This window comes from Paenibacillus sp. YAE3, from assembly GCF_057546105.1.
Window position 1 is genome coordinate 301,556 of the sequence record NZ_BAAIYF010000001.1, and the last position, 18,608, is coordinate 320,163.

An 18,608-nucleotide genomic window follows, 5' to 3' on the forward strand; every position below is an offset into this window, starting at 1 on the left:
GGGGGCCTGCCGCGCCCGGTCTGTTTTTTTCGTTATTTTTGAATCGTAAGGCTGAATGTTTGTGGGATGAACGTACCGGGATATTCCTCCGCCTCGAAGGTTAGGGGCTGCGGATAGGCCTTGCCGGGAATGTCGAAATAATACGCATCCAATCCGGTATCGGCATCCTTTCTCCACCCCTCGTGAATCACCTCGGCATTGTTGGCGATCAACTTATGTTTGTTTCCTTTTCCGTCCGTGAATTCGGGATTTACTTTCATAAACTGGGTAATCCGCGGATCAAAACTCGGGAACCCCGAGGTGATGCGGATCCGTTCGTATGACGTTTCGATGGAAGCCAGCTTCAGCCTGCTGTCCGGCGCTTGAATCAGCTTAAACTGTTTCGTGTCGATCACGAGCTTCCTTTTCCCCCGAAAAGCCGTTTCAATCCCTGATCCCCGCAGTTCAAGCGGGTCTCCCTTCACATAGTCCGGAGCATGGAAACTAAAGATGAGCTCGCCGTTTTCCTTTATCGGGCCCATGGCTGGCTGAAGCATGTTTCCGCGGTCATTTTTCGTGTAGAGTCCCCAATCCAAAAAACGGGCGATATTAGGCGTGCCGGCATCCGAAGTCAGTTTTAAGTTCAAACGCTCGGGAACCTGCACCATCGTTTCCAGCTTGATCTTCTGGCCTTCCAAATCAAACGATTGGCCAGCCGGTATCGTTCGTTCAAGCACCGCAAGCTTGGATAAGTCTACGGGAATCTTTACCTCCAGAAATTTTTGCGTCGCTACCGGCTCGCCGTTGCTCCACTTACCCGAAAAATAAAACTCGTCCGGAAGCTGCGTGCTGCCAGTCAGATCGAAGATCAGCATATCCCGGTAGCTTCCCTCGTCGTAATATCCCGTTTTTTGACGATGGTCGCGCACGAATTGCCGAAACGGCAGCTTATCGTAGGTTTTCGTGTACAGGCCGGGATTTACGGGCGTGATCCGATCCCCTTGATCGCTTTTCGATGTATAAAACAGCACGACATGCTTCCGGTCCGTCATGATTCCGTCCACCGTGACATGGTAACCCTCATAGGATGCCGTTGCGCCGACCGCCTGATATTTCCCCTGATCCAAGGCTTCGCGCAGCATTCCCCGTTTGCCGACGGACCATTCGACGTAAGCCGGAATTTGCCGTTCGGCTGCACTCTGCAAGGATGCCGAACGGCCTCCAAAAGTCAGCTCGGGCACATAGACGGCAGCCGCAATGAGCAAAAGTAACGCTGCCGCGCAGGATGCAGCCACCCTGCCGACCCGCCGCCGGTATTGGGCTTTTCCCCCTCGCGCCATTCCGTTTTTGATCGCGGCATCAAGCCGCTGTTCGGGAATTCTCCGCCTGGCGATATGCGCCGGCTCGAAATATTGCTCGAGCAGCCGTTCTTGTTCATTCCCCATGATATACCTCGCCCCCTGCGTTCAGTTTGCCGCGCAGCTGCTTCAAGCCTTGATGAAGCCATGTTTTTACCGTACCCTCCGGTTTGTCCAACACGTTGGCAATTTCGGCAAGCGTCATATCCTGATAGTATTTCAGCACAAGCACATGCCTGTATTTCGGCCTCAGCCGCCCCATCGCCTGATGCAAGTCCAGCCTGCTGTCGCTGACCATCTCGGCCATGCGCTCATCTTTGTCGAACAGAAGCGGCAGGGTCCTTTTCCTCCGCTTCTGTTCGTCGATGCAGCAGCGGATCAGAATGCGGACCAGCCACGCCTCGAAGGCCGAAGCTTCTTTCAGCTTGCGGCAGTTCGCCCAGGCTTTGCACACCGCTTCCTGCATGGCTTCGAGCGCGTCCGCCTCATTGCCCAAATAGCTGAACGCAATGCCGTACAGCTTTCTCTTTAATCCGGATACCAGCGCGTAAAACGCTTCTTCATCCCCATGGCAGGCAGCGGCCGTAAGTTCCGGGTCGCTCATCTCGCTTAACCCCTTTCCTGCATTTTCACCGGCCGGTGAAGATTCATCGAACCGTTCCAGGATCGATAACGGATGTTGTCATTCCGTATATTTAAGACAGCGCAGAAGCGTAAACGGTTTTATTTTTTGTCCATCGATTTTGCCACATCGCTCCATAAAAAAGCGCAGCAAAAAAGCAGCCCCTTCAGAAGCTGCCTGTCTATAACTGCGATATTAAACCGGGTCCGCGGTTCCGGCTTCAACGATCTGGCGTTTGACGTCCTTCATCGTAATCCCGTCCAGATATCGTTCCAGCGCGGATTCTCCGCCGCTGTATATTTGATCCATGATCCCCTGGATATTGGCTGCAACCTCGCAATTCAGCTCTTCGCCGCCGGAGCACCAGCCCGGCTTCAAGGAGCCTCGGGCGAGCAAACGATACAAGTCTCCCAGCGTCGCGTTTTCGGTGTCCGGATTCAGCAGATACCCTCCGCCGACGCCTTCTTTTGTCGCCACGTACCCATGTTTGCGCAGCAGGCCGAGCACCTTGCGTATGCGGGCAGGATGCGTGCATACGCTTTTGGCGATTTCCTCGCTGTTAGCCATATGATCCTCTTTTACGCTAAGAAGGGTTAAACAATGGACGGCAATGTTAAACTCACTATTCATTTTTGCTCCTCCTTATACTGTAATTATATGGTTAACAGTTGCCGGTGTCAACCGGGGCGGACCATTTCCTTTACGTTCCTTTGGGGGTCCGGACACGAAATCTACAACCTTTATTTCTAGTGTATCAAGCCGTCGGAAAGATAAACCCCATCCTTGTGATTTTATCTTGTTTCGGGTTCGTGTTACAATAGAACGGCGGAAGAAAATGCTTCCGCCTATTTTGGGGCAAGGAGCTGGACAAGGCCATGATCCATTACATTCGTTTGCGTTAATGAGAGGTGCAGGTTTAAATCGACCCGGCCGCTTTTTTTTGAAGCCTGAAGCCGAGGTTTATTTAACTGCGCCTTTTTCATTTGCCCCGGGATTTGCAATATCCCGAACCAAACGAATGAATGGGGTGTATTTGCATTGTCCAAAAAAGAACATCTGCATCATTTGGCGAGCCTTTTAGCCCGCCACGCAACCATCTTCCGCTGTCCCGTCTGCGGCGGGGCCATGAACATGGCGGGCGAACGAAGCCTGTCATGCACGGCCGGCCACCTTTTTGATCTGTCCCGCGACGGGTACGTCCACCTGCTGCCGAACGCCAAGCCGGGCAAATACGAAAAGGAATTGTTCGCGGCGCGCAGGCTGATCAACGACGCCGGATATTTTGATTTGCTGCTCGAACATTTATTTTCCGTCATCAACGGCAACATGCGGCCGGGTCCGGCCGTGCCTTGGCGCTGTTGGATGCCGGATGCGGCGAAGGATCGCACGTATCCGCTCTTCAAGCCAGACTGGAGTCTGCCATGAACCAAGACATCGTCGCGGTAGGGGCCGATCTGTCCAAGCCGGGCATCGTGTCGGCCGCCAAAAGAAACGCCCGCGCCATCTGGGTCGTGGCCGATTTGGCCCGCAGTCCGTTTCGGGATCAAGCGTTTGACGTCGTCACGAATATATTGTCCCCCTCCAATTACGGGGAATTCCGTCGGCTGCTCAAACCGAACGGCATGCTTGCGAAGGTGGTTCCGGGACCGGAGTATTTGCGGGAGTTCAGGCAGTTTCTGTACGGGGAGCGTGCCCGCCGCACGAAGGCTGCGGAAAATACGGCCGCGTTGTTCGCCAAACATTTTCCGGACATGAAGCAGCGCCACGTGCGGTACGAAGCCGAGCTGGAGCCGCATCATTTGGAAGCCATGCTCCGGATGACGCCGCTGTCCTGGCAAGCCACCGAGGAACAGGTCCGAGGGCTGCTCGCCCGTAGCTCCTTTAGGCTGACGTTTGATTTTTATATTTTATGGGGAAAACCGTTTATCGGATGAATATTTTCGCTAATGAATGTTTTAGCCCAAAAAGCGTACCTCCTTCCAGGCTCCCTGGAAGGGGTACGCTTTTGTCGTTCAGGCCAAGCCCGCGCCGATTCCGTTAATACGTCGGCGGGTCCGCATGCTCCAGACCGGGGATCGATTTACCCTTCGGCAGCTCAAAGGACCATTCCACGTTGTTGTACCATTTGTCCGTAACGATGCGGATAAGCGTCGCTTTTTCGGGCAGCCGTTTCATTCCGTTCACGATAAAGCCAGGGTCCCCCGTTGCCTCGTTCCATTCACCCCACCCGACCGATCCTCTGTACGTCACCAGGTATTCCTTTCCGTCCGAATCCTTTACGATCCATTCGTCATGGTTGAACATGTTGCGGAATTTGCCCTTCATCCGGATCAGGCTGACGTTCGGGCCTGCCCCCTCTTTCTGGTTGGGATCGTTGTCGACCCAGAAATCGCTTAACGTCAGTTCGTCTCCTTGATCCTTGAACACGGCCGGATGGTGTTTCAGCTCGCTTGGAACAAGCTCCACCGAACCGCCGCTTCGGACCGGGATGGAATATCCGTCCAACACGAAACGCAGCTTCTGGCGGTCATAGGGAAGATAACGGAACGTGAACGTCCAGTGGCGTTTCCCGCCCCGGAGTTCGCTGTTTTGCGAAATGATGGTTTCCATATGCGGGAACTTGATGTTATTGACGCTCGAAATGTCTTCCCCCTGCTCATTTTCAAAATGAAACATCAGCTGCTGCTTGGACTCCAGTTCGCCCGGAGAACGCCGGGCCGCCCGGGGGCTTAACGACGTGCTTAACTCGAGCCGCACTCCGCTTGGCGTGCGAACCAGCTTCTCCATTTCGATCCGCAGACCGTCGGGGGTCGTATATTTCTCATGCAAAGGCGTCGTGATGTTCATCGCGTTCGCCTTTTTCATGTCCAGCTCGAACCTGAAATCCCATTTCCCGTCGACGACCTTTCCGGTGTACGGAATTTGCAGATGGTCGACTCGTGCCTGCACGATCAGCGCATCCGCCGGGATTTCCTTCACAAAAACAAACGTCAATTTTTCGACCGTGTCCGATCCCTCGATGCCTCTCAGCTCCGCGACCTCATTTCCGTTCAAATCCGTAATATGGAGATCATGCCAATCGATCGCGTAAACCAAAGGCTTCCCTTGGGGGTCCGTCACCTTCACGCCCATGACGAGCCTGGTGGCATCCGCAACGACCTCGTCGATTTCCAGCGCGTAACCTTTATCCTTCACCTTCACATGGGGATTCTGCACAATGCCCAGCTTGCGCGCATCGAGCATCCCGCTGTCCGTCGTCTCTTTGGAAAAAATGGACCTTACCCAATCGGCGATGGACGGCTGGGCATATAAGGTGAGGGCAGCCGTGACGATGGCCAGCGATGCGATCCACAGCGCGCTTTTTCGGATGATCCGTCCGTATCTGCGCTTGCGCCGAAAAGATGCCGGATGCCCATGCTCCATGGTTCCGTCCCCGTCTTCGATTTCAATGTCGGCCAAAGACGCCATCACCCGCTCCGTGAACCCGTCGGGCAATGCCTTGCGAAAGAGCAGCTCTTCCCACGCCTTTTCCCCCTCTTCCGCCAGCTGCAGCAGCAAACGGCACTCCGGACAAGTTTGCATGTGGAGGCGCGCCTCTTCATCCATCGCGTTATTTCCAGACCGAATGAATTCTCTTGTCTGAGACAGATTCCAGCATTTCATGCTTTATCCCCTCCTTATCCTTGACCATTTTGCATAAGGACTTCTTGGCTCGGTGAAGCCGGTTCCGCACCTGGTTTACCTTAATGCCGGCAATTTCGGCGATTTCTTCGTAACTGAGCTCGTTCGTATATCGCAGCAGCAGCACGATGCGGTATTTTTCGGGCAGTTGGTTGATGAGCTGCTGCACTTCTCCGCCGGTCTCCTTGCGCAGAAAGGCTAATTCCGGCGTTTCGGCATGGTGCCTTCCCTCGCCAAGGACGCCGTCATCCGCCAGCAGGTCTTTTTTTTTCCGCATCGCGTCCCGCATGACGTTCACGGCAATCGTGTACAGCCATGAGGCGAAGCTGGAGTCTTCCCTGAAGCTTGCCAGCTTGCGGTAAGCCTTCAGAAAAGCTTCCTGCGTATAATCCTGAGCGTCCTGCGGGTTTGCCCCCATGCCCAGAAGCAAACCGTATATTTTGTTTTTATGCGTATCGACCAGCTGCGCAAAGCTGTCCTTATGTCCGGCAAGCACCTGTTTGACCAGCGCAGCGTCCCGTGACGGGTCTATCATAACGATCCTCCCCTGCTCTCTCTTCCTCTGACCATTTTACATATCTAGTAGACGAAGGAGGCAGGTTTTTCCTCTCGCTTTTTATACAAAAAGTCCCCGTCAAGCGGACCCGGGCTGCGAGCCGGTTCAAGCGCTTTTGCGGGGAACCCCGAAAAAAAGGAGCCCTCCGAATGAAGGGCCCAAATCAGATTAGACATATGAAAGGGTTTACAATTCCCATTATAGTATGATTTCGTCCTTTTGAAAACGCTTTTTTGAAAGAGAATGCTGCAAACATCCGAGCAGCGGCTTTCCGCCAAGCAGCCTTGGCGTGAAACGCATTCGTCCAACTATAACGTTGTGTCCGGAGAGCGTCCGGAATCGAACGTTGAAGATGCCTTATAAAAAAATGTGTTGATGTTGGAAAATAAATGATTGCCAAAAACTAATACCATTAGTTATAATGCTAATAAGATTAGTTTTAGCGTATGGGAGGATGATTTTCATGAAAAAAACGACCGTTCATCAAGTCACCCAGCTTTCCTTTTTGCCCCGCCTGTTCCCCGTCAACGTGTATCTCGTCGAAGAAGCGGACGGCCTGACCCTGATCGACGCCGGCATGCCGTTCAGCCTGAAGGGGATTCTTAACGCCGCGGATTCGCTCGGTAAACCGATTACCCGCATTTTGCTCACCCATGCGCATGGAGACCATGTCGGGGCTTTGGACGGATTAAAGGAAGCCCTCCCAAACGCCGAAGTGGTTATATCGCGCCGGGATCAGGCCCTTTTGGCCGGCAGCCGCGCCCTGGAAGCGGGAGAACCGCAAACGCCGATCAAGGGGGACGTCCCGCAAAAAGTCCGCACGAATCCGGATCGCCTCCTGGCGGACGGGGATCGGATAGGTTCCCTCCTGGCCATCGCCTCTCCGGGGCACACGCCCGGCCATATGGCCTTCTACGATACCCGGAGCGGCGTCCTGATCGCCGGCGACGCGTTCCAAATCCGGGGCGGGATGGCCGTATCCGGCGACACGCGGCCGCTTTTCCCTTTCCCCGCGATGGCGACCTGGAATAAAGAAGCCGCATTGGCAAGCGCCCGCCGCCTGGCCGACCTGAAGCCGTCCTGGCTGGCCGTCGGCCACGGCCGGATGCTGGAGCAGCCCGCCGGTGCCATGAACCAGGCCATTCTGCGGGCCGAAGCCGCTTTTCGGGAGGTGAAATAAGATGGCGAAAATGGGCCTCGACCGTCACACCCTCCTCGTTGCCGCCGCCGAAATCGCCGACGAATCCGGATTGGATTCGCTGACCCTGGCTGCGCTTGCGCAAAAGCTGAAAGTGCGTTCGCCTTCCCTGTATAACCACGTGAACGGCCTTCCCGATTTGCGGGCGGCGCTGACCGTTCACTGCATCCGCTTGCTTGTCGAAACGACACGGGACGCAGTCATCGGCAAAACGGGCGACGATGCGATCCTCAGCTTATGCGGCGCTTACCTCCGGTTCGCACGCTCCCGCCCCGGGTTGTACGAAGCCTTTTATAAGGTAAACACGCAGCGGCACGAAGAGCTGGAATCGGCGAAACAGGAGCTGCTGAACCTCTTTTTGCGGATTATGGAGCCTTACGGGCTCGGCGAAACGGAAACGCTGCACGCGATCCGCGGACTGCGCAGCCTTTTGCACGGGTTTGCGTCGCTTGAGCAGCACGGAGGATTTCAAATGGACCTGAAGGTGGATGAAAGCCTGGAATACGTTTTGCGGGCTTTTTTGGAAGGGCTGCACACGAGCAAAAAGCCGATCCATAAGTAAAGAATGTCATATGGCGTTCAAGTTTACTTCTTGCCGGGTGTGATATAATATAGTTATACGTGATTAATTATATCATTATGAAGAGAGGAGTCTTGAACGTGGCTCATATCAGTCCCTCATATCTTCAAATCGGATCCACCGTAGGGGCTTTATTGATGGCTCTTCTGGTCATTTTTGTCCGCTTGAAGGCCAGCAACAGACCGGTAACGATCAAAAAAATCATTATTCCGCCGCTAGGCATGGCCACAGGCTTCCTGATGTTCGTGGCGCCGCAAGTCCGGGTTCCGTGGCTCTGGGCGTTGGCCGCCTTCCTTGTCGGCTGGTTCATATTTTCATATCCGCTCATTCGCAGCACCAAATTCGAGGTCTCGGAGGGCCAGGTGTTCGCCAGACGTTCCAAAAGCTTCGTGGTCATCTTGTTCGTCCTGCTGATCGTCCGTACCGTGCTTCACCAGGTGATTGACGAGTATGTTTCGATTCCGCAGTCCGGCGCCCTGTTTTTCTTGCTGGCGTTCGGCATGATCGTCCGCTGGAGAGTGTTCATGCTGAAACAATACCGCTCCATCGAAGCGTCGGGCGAACTGCAAAGCACCCCGCTGCCCCAGGAACCCCCGACCTCGACGAATGCAAAATAACAACGATATTTACGCATCCTTTCACCGTCTTCCGCGGCCCGCCGCAGAAGGCGGTTTTTTGTTCGGCACGGAGCCCCTTCCCCTTGCATCTTGCTGCATTCAAAGGTATATTGCATTATGGAAATGCAGAACCTAGGGGAGAAGGACAAAAAGCGGCAACATGTTTCATCCGTTCAGCGACACTTTGTTGAATTTGTCACAATTTGCGCACAAAAATGGAGGAAAACAGAGAGATTCGGACCAAGAAGACGTATACTTGTGTAAAACTTCACAATTTGTGCGTAAGGCTTGAAATGCCTCATTATCCTTTTGGTGAACATTATGTTAACATAGGTAATGATGAGTTAGATTGCGGCCTTTTTCACTTGAGGAAGGTCTGTTGCTTCTAGACCCCTCTGCCCAAAAAGGGTCTATTAGCCCTTTTTAAAATAAAATTAAGCACTGCTGCTTACGCAAAGGAGAAATGGACATGTCGGAAACAATTACTGATGCAAAGACTGAACAAGCGAACGAGCCTGTCAGCCAAAATCAACAGGATTTGCTCGACCAGCTGCTCAAGCCCGAGGTTCAGGAATCTTTGACCACGCTGGTCAACCATCTTCCAAAGCTGACCGAGCTTGTGAATGTATTGACAAAGTCTTACGATTTCGCTCAAGCCGTGGCTACGGACAAAACGCTGAAAAGCGACACGGTTGGCGCCATTCAGGAGATGGCAACCCCGGTTATCAAATCGGTGAAATCCGTCGCCGCAAACGTGATCGAAGCAAAAGACCGCGCAGAAAGCAGTCAAGAAGTGATCGGTCTTTTTGGCCTGCTCAAATTGCTGAAAGATCCTCAAGCACAAAAAATGTTCCGTTTCGTGAACGCTTATCTCCAAGTCTCTGCTGAAAACGCGAAAGAACAAAAATAATCCACTTTAATATTTAGGTAAGGACGGAGGAAAAACTATGTCAAAACATATTGTCATTTTGGGTGCAGGATATGGCGGACTCCTCTCCGCGCTGACCGTTCGCAAATACATGAACAAAGACCAAGCGCGCGTGACCGTGGTGAACCAATATCCGACTCACCAAATCATTACCGAGCTTCACCGCCTGGCTGCGGGCAGCATCGAAGAAAAAGCGATCGCCATGCCGCTTGAAAAACTGTTCAAAGGCAAAGACATCGATCTGAAAATCGCCAAGGTCGAGTCTTTCTCCGTGGACAACAAAGAAGTGAAGCTTTCGGACGGTTCCAAGCTGACTTACGACGCGCTTGTCGTCGGCCTCGGCAGCATCACCGCTTACTTCGGCATTCCCGGCCTCGACAAATACAGCATGGTGCTCAAATCCGCTGACGATGCCAACCGCATCCACCGCCATATCGAAGAACGCATCCAAGCTTACTCCCAATCCAAAGATCCGGCTGACGCAACGATCCTCATCGGCGGCGGCGGCTTGACCGGCGTCGAACTCGTGGGCGAAATCGCCGACATCTTGCCAAGCCTGACCAAAAAATACGGCATTGACCGCAGCGAAATCAAATTGATGCTCGTTGAAGCCGGCCCTAAAATTTTGCCTGTGCTTCCTGACCATCTGATCGAACGCGCGACCAAAAGCCTTGAAAACCGCGGCGTAACGTTCTTGACCGGACTGCCTGTAACGAACGTGGAAGGTAACGTTGTTGACCTGAAAGACGGCCAAAAAATCGTCACCAACACCTTCGTATGGACCGGCGGCGTGCAAGGCAATCCGCTTGTCGGCGAATCCGGCCTGGAAGTCAACCGCGGACGCGCAACCGTCAACGAGTTCCTGCAATCCACGTCCCATAAAGACGTATTCGTTGCCGGCGACAGCGCCGTATACTTCGATGAAACCGGACGTCCTTACCCTCCAACCGCGCAAATCGCATGGCAAATGGGCGAGCTGATCGGCTACAACCTGTATGCGTTCCTGAACGACAAGGCTTTCGAAACGTTTGCTCCGGTAAACTCCGGTACGCTGGCTAGCCTTGGCCGCAAAGACGCTGTAGCAACCATCGGCGAAAACAACATTTCGCTGAAAGGTTTGCCGGCGACGCTGATGAAGGAAGCAAGTAACATCCGTTACCTCTCCCACATCAAAGCATTGTATACGCTGGCTTACTAATCTCATTACAACAACCGCTTGAAGCGGCAAACAGGGTATCCTCACGGTCTTGGCGACCGGGGATACCCTGTTTTTTACGATGCCAGGCTTTTTTCAAGCGCGGTCTGCATCCATAACAGGTCGTGACGGGACTTTCGGGATGCCCTCAAGCCCGGGCAGCTCCGGAACCGGCAGAGCCGCTGCCGATCGGCGCTTTGGGCTATTTTCAATATGGCTATGGGACGAAGAGTATGATCGCCGAACAAAATTCGATCTTGTCCGCGTGTTCTCAAACGTTTTGCTTTGATATATCCTAAAAAAGCGAGGGATTTATGGCGAAAGGGAAGGAGGGCGGCATGCGAAAGCTTGCGGGGATTCACCAAAAGGAGTTTCAGGTCTGGGTATTTACGCGCGCGGATCTGGCAAAGTTCGTCATCGTCGACGTGATGTTCAGCACCGCCCTGTATGCCGGGCTCAGACGGATCAACGGACATGAAACGATCGCGATTTTGGGGAGCTCCATCGGGACGCATTTATGCAGATATTTGCGCTGTCGGGGTCTTTTTTTAAGGCTGCGGCCAGGCACATGGATCCGGCGGCCCTGGAGTCCTCCAGCCCCCTGAACGAAGCTCCAAAAGGACTCTCACCGGAAGCCGCCGCGCTGCCGGTTTTTATCGTTTTTGGGCCGTAATGGACCGAATTTCGCCGAAGCGGCCGATTATGGGATTTTTATCACAATCTCGTGTACAATAGGATTGAAGGAGCGAATGAAACATGAAACGCAAAAGAAGAAGAGTTGCCGTCGTAGGCTCCGGCATGGTCGGATCCAGCTGCGCTTACGCGATGATCAACCAATCCATCTGCGACGAGATCATGATGATCGACCGCACATACGACCGGGCGCTTGCCCAGGCGCTGGACTTGTCGCATTGCATCGATTTTACGCATACGCGCACGACCGTGTACGCAGGAACCTATGCGGACTGCGCCGACGTCGACGTCGTCATCCTGACGGCCGGCGCCAATCCGAAGCCGGGGCAAAACCGGATGGACGTCCTGGCCGAAGCCGCCGAAATTACGCGTCAAATCGTGACGCCGATCGTGGAGAGCGGTTTTCAGGGGATCTTCATCACGGCCGCCAATCCGGTGGATCTCGTTACGTACATGATTTGGAAGCTTACCGGTTTTCCGCGCCATCGCGTCATCGGTACGGGCACTTCCATCGATACTTCGCGGCTCAAAACGCTGCTCTCGGACGTGTTTTCCATCGATCCGCGCAGCGTCAGCGGGTATGCGTTGGGCGAACACGGCGAATCGCAATTCGTCGCATGGTCGCACGTCACGATCGGCGGCAAGCCGATCCTCGATATTTTGGAGCAGCACCCGGAACGTTTCAAGCATGTCGATTTGAACGATATCGCGCGCAAAACGAAGGATGCCGGATGGGAAATTTTCACGCGGAAGGGATCGACCCATTTCGGGATCGGCAGCGCCATCGCCCATATTACCCGTGCCGTCCTGAACGACGAACATAAAATCATCGCCGTATCCGCCATACTCGACGGGGAGTACGGCGAACACGGCGTGTGCGCCGGGGTCCCGGCCATCATTAGCAGCGACGGCATTCAGGAACTGCTGGAGCTTAAGTTAAGCGAAGACGAACGGAAGCGGTTCGAGGATTCCTGCGCCCTGATCCGCCGCAATTTGGAGGGTCTCCAGCTCGAGCCGATACGTTAAGTTAACCTTCCGTTGCCGTCACGGCCATCATCCTCGTTCGCAGCATGAGCCAAAGTGAATAATAAAAGGAGCCTCCCCCGCTTTCCGGCATCCGGATTGGCGGGGGAACGGCTCCTTTTTTCATCGGCCGCAAGATCAAGCGATTGCCGACGGTGATCCGAACGATGAGGCTGTTACTGCTCCTCCAGCCTGCTCATATCCGGCGGTACGCGGTGTCGGGTGGCCTGCTCGTATCCATAGGCAATCTTGATCAGCGTCGGTTCGCTGAACGCGGTTCCGATAAACGTTATTCCGACAGGGCCTTTGGTGATGTAGCCTCCCGGAGCGATGACGCCGTCCTCCGCGTAACCTCCCGGCACCGTAATCGCCGGATAGCCAGCTCTGGCCGCGATATCGTCCCCTTCGTCGCAGCCGAGGAACAGCAATGCGTCAAGACGGTAGGTTTCAAGCGCGTAATCGATCCCCTTAGCCCGCGACATCTCCTGATTGTAACGGAGCGTCTCCAAATATTCCGGTTCGGTTAGGGTCCCGCTGGTCGCTTCGCATTTCTCCAGCAGGTCCTGCCCGTATTTCAGGCACCGGTCGGCGTGCCCGTTGTTGAACGCGATCACTTCGGCCAGCGTATGAACGGGAATGCTTTCAGGAAGCTGCGCGAGATAATCGTTGACGCCCTTTTTGAATTCGTAGACCAGCACGTTTCCGTTCCAGGACGCATCCTGACAAGGGAGCTCTACCGGATCGACGATCGTTGCCCCTTCCCTGCGGAGCGCTTCGATCGCCGCTTCGAGAACGGCCTTTCGGGCCGGATCCAGATCGCGGAAATAATGCCTCGGAATGCCGATGCGCACTTGCTTTAAGCAGGAAGCGTCAAGAAATGGCGTATAATCCTGCAAAAACCGCCCTGCGCTTGCCTGCGTGGCCGGGTCCCGCTCATCTATTCCGGTCATGGCCCCCAGCAGGATCGCGGCATCGGCGACGGTTCGGGCCATCGGTCCGGCCGTATCCTGCGTGTGCGTGATCGGAATGATGCCCGAACGGCTGACCAGCCCGACCGTCGGCTTGATGCCGACCAGCATCTGCTGGCTGGCCGGGCTGATGATCGACCCGGACGTTTCCGTGCCGATCGCCGCGGCGGCCAGGTTTGCCGCCACGGCTGCGGCCGAGCCGGAGCTGGACCCGCCCACGAACAATTCCCCCGGTCCGTACGGATTAAGACATAATCCCCGGCGGCTGCTGTAACCGGCCCACATGCCGCTCGCCATAAAATTCGCCCACTCGGTCATGTTCGCCTTCCCGAGGAATACCACCCCGGCCTTTCTTAGCTGAGCCGCTGCGAACGAGTCCTCCGCCGCGACGTGCTCCGCCAAAGCCAGCGTGCCGGCGCTGGTATGCATCGCGTCGTGGGTATCGATGTTATCCTTTAAGAGCAGGGGGATGCCATGGAGCGGCCCCCGGGTTCCTTTTTCGTAACGTTCGTCATCGAGCTCCCTTGCGATCCTTAGGGCATCCGGATTTACTTCTATGATGGATTTCAGCTTGCCGTCGTAGCGCTCAATCCGTTTCAGATAGGCTTTGACGATTTCTTCGGAGGTGGTTTCGCCCGATTCCATGGCAGCCTGCATGCTGCGGATATCCAGCTCCACGATCCATTCCTCGATATTCAGTGGATTTTCCATTTGTCCTCACCCCCGGGTTTTAAGTAGGGCATGGCTGCATCATTTCAGACAGAGGCATATTTCTCCATATGCTGCCTGTACAGCTTCCATGCTCCTTGTTCCTTGCGAAATACTTCCATGGCCAACACGCTCGCGACTTGTTTGCCGTGCAGGCTGAAGTTCACGATGGACGATAGGACCAATTCATTTTCCGTACGCATGTTCCTTGCGAGGTCGCTATACTCCCAATGAGGTTCCTTACCCTCATACATGGCCAGCGTTTCAAGGTTGTCCGTTTTATAATGCTCGGACCGGTAAACCTCGTAATCCCGATCCGGGTAATAACCAAAATAACCGATAAAGTCATCCGATATCCATGCGTTCACCTCTTCCACGGTCCCTTCATGGATAACTCTGCGGTACGCTTCGACCGCCGCCATGGCTTCATCAAACATGAGAAACCACTCCCTATGTATATTGGCGCTGCCCTTTCAGATTGGCCTGTATTATTTTGCATTAACTCCCAGTCTTAAAGCGTTCCCAAATATTCGGGAATCATCTCCGTTTCCGCGACTTTGCCGTCAAAGGCTTCGCCCCCGTAGATCCGGGCATCCCGCCGCGAACTGACGACCCGATGAATTCTGCAGCCGATATAATGAATGCCCGCTCCATCGCTTACGCCGACGCCGGCGCGGATTCGGCCGCTGCGCAGCAGTTCATGATACCCCCGCCTGTACTCCGGCTCCGAGTCGTAATGCGGACTGTGGCTTCCGGGGATGAGACCCAATCCTTGGACCACTTTCGCCTGCCCGTCTTCATCGCAGTTGACTCCCTCTTCATACCAGCACATGGAACCTGCGCTGAGGCCCGCCAGCACGACGCCCTGCTCCCACGCCTGCCGAAGGATGCGGTCCAAACCGTGTTCCCGCCAGATCTCCAGCATCCGCACGGTATCGCCTCCGCCCACGTAAAGGATATCCTTTTCCAGGACGTAATCCTCCAAGTCGGCTGCAGGCGGCCTGGACAGCGCCAGATGGGAAGGAATGCAGTCGAACGCCGAAAAAGCTTTGCGAAATCCCTCAATGTAACCTTCCGCGTCCCCGCTAGCCGTCGGGATAAAACATACCTTGGGCTTACGGGCCGCGGACTGGCTCAAAATATATCGGTCCAGCAGCAGATTGTCCGGCTCCATGGAAAAACCGCCTCCGCCAAGCGCGATCACCTGTCTCATGGAATCTCCTTCTTTCAGCCCGCATCGAACGCGAAGCGAGCAATATTCCAAATTTCTCCTCCCCATCATAACAGCCCCAAGATTCGCGGCGCCACCTAAAAAATCGTTAAAACGGTTGTTTACTGCGCGAAATCAGGGTAAGTTGTAGAGAACCGGTTCAGGAGGAGGAACATGACATGATTCAATATCAGGATCATTTACGCGATATTACCGAAGCTTCGCTGGCGGAGGGATTTTTCGACGGGTGGCCGAACCCGCCTTCTTATGCCGTTTTTATGCAGATTCTCCGCAATGCGTCTTCTTGCATATTGGCCAAGGATGAGCAAACGGGGAAAGTCGTCGGATTTATTACCGCGTTGTCGGATGGCGTGCTGACGGCCTATATCCCGCTGCTGGAGGTCGTTCCCGCCTATCAGAAACAGGGAATCGGACAAGAGCTGGCCCGGCGGATGATCGAGAAGCTGAAAGGAATTTACATGGTGGATCTTCTCTGCGATCCCGATCTCCAGCCATTCTACGAAAAACTCGGCATGCGGAAAGCCCAGGGGATGCTGATTCGCAACTACGAGCATCAATCCGGGCGAACCCATCCGCAATAAACGCGGGAAAAGAACCCGCCGGCCGCCATGCCGGCAAGTTCTTTTCCCGCTTTTTGGAAACTTATCCCGCAAGATCGACGAGATTCTTTTCAACCGATAGTATAAAATAGCTGTGGTTCCACTGCCTGACGGTCACAATGCAGCGCTGCCGGTCTTTTTCGAAAAAATAGCCCGCCCCCTCCTGTTCAGTATAACTCCAGCCTTCCTTGTTCATCTTTTCTTTTACTACTTCGGCCGGATTCTTAGCTTTCGTCAGATAATTAACGGTTCCGTTCAAACCTTGATCCATCAAAACGATCGTCTTGTCGGTCGCATGCAGCACATACATAAGCTTGATGTTTTGGACTCCGATATTTTGGACGTAGGAACCCGCCGTGATCGCCGCAAGAAAGACGATGCCGATGCCGCTCCATAATACGATCCGTTTTTTCACGCTTTCGCCCCCCAGCCCTGCGTTTTCTATAGGTATGTCCGCAAAAATCTATTTTCGTTCCCCATTCTTATGCAGCGCCTCATACAGAACCTGTCCGACCAGTTCATGGTCGTTTACGACATAACGAAACTCCTCCGGCTCGACCCAAATCCGCGTTAAACATTCATGCTCCCGGTTAAACGGCAGCCGCTCGGTCACGTCCATCCGGTAAAACAGCTGATACCCGACCATCGGATATTTCCCGTTCGGATCAAACCGTTCGTTTTCTTCGTGGCTGACCTCCATTTTTCCAAGGTAAGCGATCGTCCCCTTGACGCTGCCTTCCTCCAATGCTTCCCGGTGAAAAGCTTCCTCCGGCGTTTCTCCCGGCTCCACATGCCCTCCCGGCACGTTGTAACCCCGGCCCTGCACATGCACGGCAAGAACAAGCCCCTGATGCAGGCAAATGCCGTGCACGCTCGTCACCAGCGCGGGATCGGGAGGCTCGTCTCCGGGCAACCAGGTCAACTTGATTTTGTGGCCGTTCCAATCTTCATATATGGTTTGGTTCATGCTGCATGCATCCTTTCAAAAAAATAACGAATCTCTGCCCTTTCCACGGCCTACTCCGTTTCCGTCCGCGCAGAATCCTTCAAAACCGTTATGCTTACCGGCATTTTGGTATAATGAGTCAGCCTGATTTCCACTTCCTGATCGGCCTTCAGCCTTTCGCGCGCCCAGGCAGCGTTGATTCGAAGCCGTTTCAGCCGGTTTTCCGTCGTTAAGACATGGATGATCCGGCCTTCTATATTGATGACTTTCCCTTGAAAACGCTCCTGCTTTTTTGTCGCCAGCTCCGCTCCCGTGAACAGGATCCCCGTCAAACTGCCCAGGCAGACGAGAAAAGAGAGCCATGCAAATGCAGGCATAACCTGGAGCTGGATATCCAAAACAAGCCGGAAACAAAACAATCCGAACATCAATAAATTGGACGCCATGAAGATCCACAAATTTGGATAAGGACGTAAATCCACCAAACTCCCCCTCGCTTATAGGTGTTCATTTCCCGGCATCTGTTTCATATGTATGCGTCTTGCTTCGGCTCTACCTATAGGATGTTCGACGAATGACGCCAAGGCCCGATATAAAAAACGCCCGCCAAACTTGCTTCCACAAGCTGCCGGGCGAATCCTGCCTATGTTGGTAATGTATCGATGCCATTTCTTCCATCATGATTTGCCCGCAATGCGCCGGTACGTCGCTTCATCCGATACCACATACAGCCGGGCCTCGGAAGGAATCGGGTCGTTCAGCCTGCGGTTGATGGACAGATCGCTGCGGTCGGCGAGCAAGGTTGCCCCCTGCCGGAGCAAATCCTGAAAAGCGTCTCCGTAAGTCCGCCACTCCGATTTCCGCGGAACCTCGTAGATGTCGTCCCCCTGTTCGCGGCTGATCAGCTGGTTGATCACCGCCGAATTCCCTTCCTGAAGGGCGGCGCGCACCGCCAGGCTGGAGATGGCGTCATGGGAGAGCACAAATTCGTTCACCTGGACGAACCGGAAATTTTGGATGTGCTTTTCATGCATGATCTCGACCGTCGTATGCACCTGCGGAGCGATCCGTTCGATGCTGGAGGCGATCATCAGCGATTTGCCGTCGATCAAGGAAGTATCTTCGATCCGGGTATCCGCGAAAACAATAGCGGCCTTCGCCGTTTCCAACCCCGCTTTCCGCAACACATCCTCCGCCGATGGATCGCCGCTGATAAAATGCACCTGGTGCAGATCCTTGATCGGATGCCGCTCCAGTTCGTCGATAATGACGATTTGAGCTTTTTCGTCGTACGTCAAAATTTCTTGGACGGCGGATTTCGCCTTTTTGCTCCAGTTCATAATGATGACGTGATCCCGTCCGTGGTAACTCAAGGTTCCTGCCTCCCTCTGCCGCTGAATGCTTCCGATGGAATCGATCACTTTGCCGATGACCAAGCTGAGAAGACCGATGCCGAAAATGTACAAAAACAGCGTAAACAGCTTGCCCCCAACCGTCGTGGCGAAAAAGTCGCCGTACCCGACGGTAGCCATGGTCGTCATCACCCAATACAGGGCGTTAAACCAGGTGCCAAACGTGGATTGCTCCAGGAGATAAGCGATGGTTGCGCTGCCCGTCACGAAAAAAAATACGATCAGGGCCAGGGTCGTTTTGCGCATACGCATCATGCGTGCGGATAATTGGAGAAAAAAATGCACTTGCCTCTTCCCTTCTGAAGACGAGCTTT

At 54.2% G+C, this 18,608-nt stretch carries 22 protein-coding genes; 10 read left to right on the forward strand and 12 right to left on the reverse strand.

What is annotated here, in order from left to right; translation table 11 throughout:
• Positions 1-32: 32 nt before the first annotated feature.
• The 3 genes from AC27KL_RS01355 to AC27KL_RS01365 form a co-directional block, all read right to left on the reverse strand.
• Positions 33-1,424 carry a DUF4179 domain-containing protein gene (locus AC27KL_RS01355; RefSeq protein WP_487168528.1) on the reverse strand — a complete coding sequence of 464 codons (1,392 nt, stop codon included), beginning with the start codon at positions 1,422-1,424 and terminating at the stop codon, positions 33-35.
• A complete protein-coding gene (locus AC27KL_RS01360) occupies positions 1,414-1,941 on the reverse strand; it encodes a sigma-70 family RNA polymerase sigma factor (protein ID WP_340996744.1) in 528 nt (175 codons plus the stop codon). Before AC27KL_RS01360 ends, AC27KL_RS01355 begins: the two co-directional genes overlap by 11 nt.
• 213 nt (positions 1,942-2,154) lie before the next feature.
• A complete protein-coding gene (locus AC27KL_RS01365) occupies positions 2,155-2,589 on the reverse strand; it encodes an RrF2 family transcriptional regulator (RefSeq protein WP_212948779.1) in 435 nt (144 codons plus the stop codon).
• A gap of 408 nt (positions 2,590-2,997) precedes the next feature.
• On the opposite strand from AC27KL_RS01365, the gene AC27KL_RS01370 reads away from it, so the two are divergent.
• Both AC27KL_RS01370 and AC27KL_RS01375 read left to right on the forward strand, forming a co-directional pair.
• Positions 2,998-3,384, forward strand: a complete 387-nt coding sequence (locus tag AC27KL_RS01370) for a putative RNA methyltransferase (protein WP_487168529.1) — start codon at positions 2,998-3,000, stop codon at positions 3,382-3,384.
• Positions 3,318-3,893 carry a methyltransferase domain-containing protein gene (locus tag AC27KL_RS01375; protein WP_487168769.1) on the forward strand — a complete coding sequence of 192 codons (576 nt, stop codon included), beginning with the start codon at positions 3,318-3,320 and terminating at the stop codon, positions 3,891-3,893. Before AC27KL_RS01370 ends, AC27KL_RS01375 begins: the two co-directional genes overlap by 67 nt.
• 103 nt (positions 3,894-3,996) lie before the next feature.
• Here the strand turns inward: AC27KL_RS01375 and AC27KL_RS01380 are convergent, their stop codons facing one another.
• Together AC27KL_RS01380 and AC27KL_RS01385 are read right to left on the reverse strand one after the other, a co-directional pair.
• On the reverse strand, positions 3,997-5,622 hold the full coding sequence (locus AC27KL_RS01380) for a DUF4179 domain-containing protein (RefSeq protein WP_487168530.1): 1,626 nt from the start codon (positions 5,620-5,622) through the stop codon (positions 3,997-3,999).
• Positions 5,570-6,175 (reverse strand): RNA polymerase sigma factor, encoded by a 606-nt coding sequence (locus tag AC27KL_RS01385; RefSeq protein ID WP_339323198.1) that lies wholly within the window; start codon positions 6,173-6,175, stop codon positions 5,570-5,572. Before AC27KL_RS01385 ends, AC27KL_RS01380 begins: the two co-directional genes overlap by 53 nt.
• 484 nt (positions 6,176-6,659) lie before the next feature.
• Here AC27KL_RS01385 and AC27KL_RS01390 point away from each other — a divergent pair, with 484 nt between their 5' ends.
• From AC27KL_RS01390 to AC27KL_RS01420, 7 genes are all read left to right on the forward strand, one after another.
• A complete protein-coding gene (locus tag AC27KL_RS01390) occupies positions 6,660-7,376 on the forward strand; it encodes an MBL fold metallo-hydrolase (protein WP_487168531.1) in 717 nt (238 codons plus the stop codon).
• A 1-nt stretch (position 7,377) separates the two neighbouring features.
• The gene (locus tag AC27KL_RS01395; RefSeq protein WP_339323196.1) at positions 7,378-7,956 is read left to right on the forward strand and encodes a TetR/AcrR family transcriptional regulator; all 579 of its coding nucleotides are present in this window, start codon (positions 7,378-7,380) and stop codon (positions 7,954-7,956) included.
• A 98-nt stretch (positions 7,957-8,054) separates the two neighbouring features.
• On the forward strand, positions 8,055-8,591 hold the full coding sequence (locus AC27KL_RS01400; protein ID WP_339323195.1) for a CcdC family protein: 537 nt from the start codon (positions 8,055-8,057) through the stop codon (positions 8,589-8,591).
• A 469-nt stretch (positions 8,592-9,060) separates the two neighbouring features.
• Positions 9,061-9,501: a DUF1641 domain-containing protein gene (locus tag AC27KL_RS01405; RefSeq protein WP_339323194.1), complete on the forward strand. Its 441-nt coding sequence runs from the start codon at positions 9,061-9,063 to the stop codon at positions 9,499-9,501.
• Positions 9,502-9,538: 37 nt separating this feature from the next.
• Positions 9,539-10,717, forward strand: a complete 1,179-nt coding sequence (locus AC27KL_RS01410) for an NAD(P)/FAD-dependent oxidoreductase (protein WP_339323193.1) — start codon at positions 9,539-9,541, stop codon at positions 10,715-10,717.
• Positions 10,718-11,052: 335 nt separating this feature from the next.
• Complete coding sequence (locus tag AC27KL_RS01415; protein ID WP_487168532.1) at positions 11,053-11,319, forward strand: hypothetical protein; 267 nt, start codon at positions 11,053-11,055, stop codon at positions 11,317-11,319.
• A gap of 151 nt (positions 11,320-11,470) precedes the next feature.
• On the forward strand, positions 11,471-12,433 hold the full coding sequence (locus tag AC27KL_RS01420) for an L-lactate dehydrogenase (RefSeq protein ID WP_339323191.1): 963 nt from the start codon (positions 11,471-11,473) through the stop codon (positions 12,431-12,433).
• A 173-nt stretch (positions 12,434-12,606) separates the two neighbouring features.
• Here AC27KL_RS01420 and AC27KL_RS01425 read toward each other — a convergent pair whose 3' ends face one another.
• The 3 genes from AC27KL_RS01425 to AC27KL_RS01435 all read right to left on the reverse strand — a co-directional run bounded on the left by AC27KL_RS01425 (position 12,607) and on the right by AC27KL_RS01435 (position 15,319).
• Positions 12,607-14,109 (reverse strand): amidase family protein, encoded by a 1,503-nt coding sequence (locus AC27KL_RS01425; RefSeq protein ID WP_487168533.1) that lies wholly within the window; start codon positions 14,107-14,109, stop codon positions 12,607-12,609.
• Between the two features lie 44 nt (positions 14,110-14,153).
• On the reverse strand, positions 14,154-14,543 hold the full coding sequence (locus AC27KL_RS01430) for a DUF4440 domain-containing protein (protein ID WP_487168534.1): 390 nt from the start codon (positions 14,541-14,543) through the stop codon (positions 14,154-14,156).
• A gap of 74 nt (positions 14,544-14,617) precedes the next feature.
• Positions 14,618-15,319 (reverse strand): Type 1 glutamine amidotransferase-like domain-containing protein, encoded by a 702-nt coding sequence (locus tag AC27KL_RS01435; RefSeq protein ID WP_487168535.1) that lies wholly within the window; start codon positions 15,317-15,319, stop codon positions 14,618-14,620.
• 176 nt (positions 15,320-15,495) lie between these two features.
• Between AC27KL_RS01435 and AC27KL_RS01440 the strand changes: the two genes are divergently transcribed.
• Positions 15,496-15,918 (forward strand): GNAT family N-acetyltransferase, encoded by a 423-nt coding sequence (locus AC27KL_RS01440; protein ID WP_487168536.1) that lies wholly within the window; start codon positions 15,496-15,498, stop codon positions 15,916-15,918.
• A gap of 61 nt (positions 15,919-15,979) precedes the next feature.
• On the opposite strand, the gene AC27KL_RS01445 is transcribed toward AC27KL_RS01440, so the two are convergent.
• The 4 genes from AC27KL_RS01445 to AC27KL_RS01460 form a co-directional block, all read right to left on the reverse strand.
• Positions 15,980-16,351 carry a hypothetical protein gene (locus tag AC27KL_RS01445; protein WP_487168537.1) on the reverse strand — a complete coding sequence of 124 codons (372 nt, stop codon included), beginning with the start codon at positions 16,349-16,351 and terminating at the stop codon, positions 15,980-15,982.
• 48 nt (positions 16,352-16,399) lie between these two features.
• Positions 16,400-16,903: an NUDIX domain-containing protein gene (locus AC27KL_RS01450; protein WP_487168538.1), complete on the reverse strand. Its 504-nt coding sequence runs from the start codon at positions 16,901-16,903 to the stop codon at positions 16,400-16,402.
• A gap of 50 nt (positions 16,904-16,953) precedes the next feature.
• A complete protein-coding gene (locus tag AC27KL_RS01455; RefSeq protein WP_487168539.1) occupies positions 16,954-17,364 on the reverse strand; it encodes a hypothetical protein in 411 nt (136 codons plus the stop codon).
• 195 nt (positions 17,365-17,559) lie between these two features.
• A complete protein-coding gene (locus tag AC27KL_RS01460) occupies positions 17,560-18,579 on the reverse strand; it encodes a potassium channel family protein (protein ID WP_487168540.1) in 1,020 nt (339 codons plus the stop codon).
• Positions 18,580-18,608: the final 29 nt, after the last annotated feature.